General features: G+C 63.8%; 1 protein-coding gene and 1 pseudogene. Both read left to right on the forward strand.

What is annotated here, in order from left to right:
- Positions 1-242 precede the first annotated feature (242 nt).
- Positions 243-836 (forward strand): DUF6088 family protein, encoded by a 594-nt coding sequence (locus tag NEZ08_RS22915; RefSeq protein ID WP_298112197.1) that lies wholly within the window; start codon positions 243-245, stop codon positions 834-836.
- Positions 829-1,725 (forward strand): annotated as a pseudogene (locus NEZ08_RS22920) (nucleotidyl transferase AbiEii/AbiGii toxin family protein); the annotation flags it as partial. The gene NEZ08_RS22915 and the pseudogene NEZ08_RS22920, both read left to right, overlap by 8 nt.
- Positions 1,726-1,991 lie beyond the last annotated feature (266 nt).

The following is a 1,991-nucleotide window of genomic DNA, read 5'->3' on the forward strand; positions in this document are numbered from 1 at the left end:
ATATCGGGACATCGCACATCTCCGCGACGGGCGCCGCGAGCCTCTCTCGCGACATCGAACCCGTCACGGAAAAACCGATCTGCACTCTCACTCTTGGGCGTTGCGTGATCTCCCCGCAGAAGGGGTAGGCCGAGACGAGAGGCTCGGTCGGAGGGGAAGGCTTTCCCGCTTATCCGGACTTGTCTTTATGGCTCCCTGAAAACTGTCAGAAATTTGTCTATATTTCCAACAGGAGAAAGACGATGACGCGACTGACCGAACAGATTTTGGCGCATACGACGGGATTGCCCGAAGGCGCCCCTATGTCCGCCAAGGGCTTGCTCCACCTCGGGAACCGGGCGGCCGTGGATCAGGCATTGTCGCGTCTGACCGAACGCGGGCAGCTCATCCGTGCCAGCCGCGGCGTTTATATGCGTCCCGTCGCCAGCCGATTCGGCACGCGCGCGCCGTCTGTCGAACAGGCTATCGAGGCTGTCGCGACCCAAAGGGGCGAGATCATCGTGTCGAACGGCGCCGCTGCGGCGAACGCTCTTGGCTTGACGACGCAGGTGCCCGTCCGTTCAGTCTATCTGACCTCCGGCCGCAGCCGAAAGATGCACCTTGGCAAGCAGGTCGTGGAATTGCGGCACGCGCCGCGCTGGCAACTGGCCCTAGCCAACCGTCCGGCGGGGGAGGTCGTGCGGGCGCTGGCCTGGCTCGGCCCCGAAAGGGCAGAAGCTGCACTCACGACATTGAAGCGGAAAATGCCGCCAGGCGTGTTCGGCGAACTGGTCGCCGCCGCGCCGCAGCTTCCGACGTGGCTCGCGCAAAGCGTCGGAAGGGCGGCGTATGGCTGACTTCTTTCTCCAGCTTTCGGCTCAGGATCGGCGCGACGCGCTGGGCATCGCGGGCGACCGATCCGGCCGTCCCGCCCATCTTCTTGAAAAGGATGTGTGGGTGGTGTGGTCGCTGGCGACCCTTTATGCCGCACCACTCGGCGAGCATCTGGTTTTCAAAGGCGGCACGTCGTTGTCGAAAGCCTATCAGATCATTCGCCGGTTTTCGGAGGACGTGGATCTGACCTATGACATTCGGGCGATTGCGCCCGATCTGGTCGGGGACAATGGCGAAGGGCTGCCGAAGACGCGAAGCGAGGAGAAGCGCTGGTCCAGCGAGGTCCGTCGGCGGTTACCGGCATGGGTCGCGGAAACCGTGCAGCCCTTGATCGCGAATGCTCTCACCGCCGAAGGACTTGCAGCGAGGATCCGCGTCGAGGAGCGTAAGCTCTTTATCGACTATGAGGCGACCGCCGTTGGGTCCGGCTATGTGGCGCCCAGCGTCATGCTGGAGTTCGGCGCCCGTTCGACGGGAGAACCGGCGAGCCTGCGCGATGTCATTTGCGATGCGGCCGGCCTGATGGATGGGTTAGTATTCCCAACGGCGCGACCGCGCGTTATGCACGCCGAGCGGACCTTCTGGGAGAAGGCGACCGCCATCCATGTCTTCTGCCTCCAGGAACGGCTGCGCGGCGACCGCTTCGCACGACACTGGCACGATGTTGTCCGGCTGGATGAAGCCGGCTTCGCGGAGGCTGCTATCGCCGATCGCACCTTGGCCAACGCCGTCGCCCGCCACAAGTCGATGTTTTTCGCAGAGAAGGCAGCCGACCGCGCGCCGATCGACTACGCATCGGGGGTCAACGGCGGCTTGATGCTCGTACCGGTCGGCGATGGAGCGAAGGTGTTGCCGGCTGGGTCGCTACCATGATCCGCAACCCAGGTCGCGTCGGCAGGCCGAGGATCATAACGCTCGATCAAGCATGGTCAGCACGTGACGCAACGCTTGCAAGTCCACGCAACCCCGCACCCGCACCCGCCCCGCCTCAATCTCAATCGATCCCGCAGGATCACCTGCGCTCGCGCCCGGTGCCGGATCAACCGCAACCACATCGGGCATCATCGTTGGCCGTGATCCAGCAGGGGTCGTGGAAAGGCAGAGTGGCACAAAATGCG

This window comes from Bradyrhizobium sp., from assembly GCF_027451485.1.
Classification (GTDB): Bacteria; Pseudomonadota; Alphaproteobacteria; order Rhizobiales; family Xanthobacteraceae; genus Bradyrhizobium.

What these genes read in the sequence shown, in the direction of transcription:
- NEZ08_RS22915 (WP_298112197.1), top strand. Translation starts at nt 243, where the DNA reads ATGACGCGACTGACCGAACAGATTTTGGCGCATACGACGGGATTGCCC.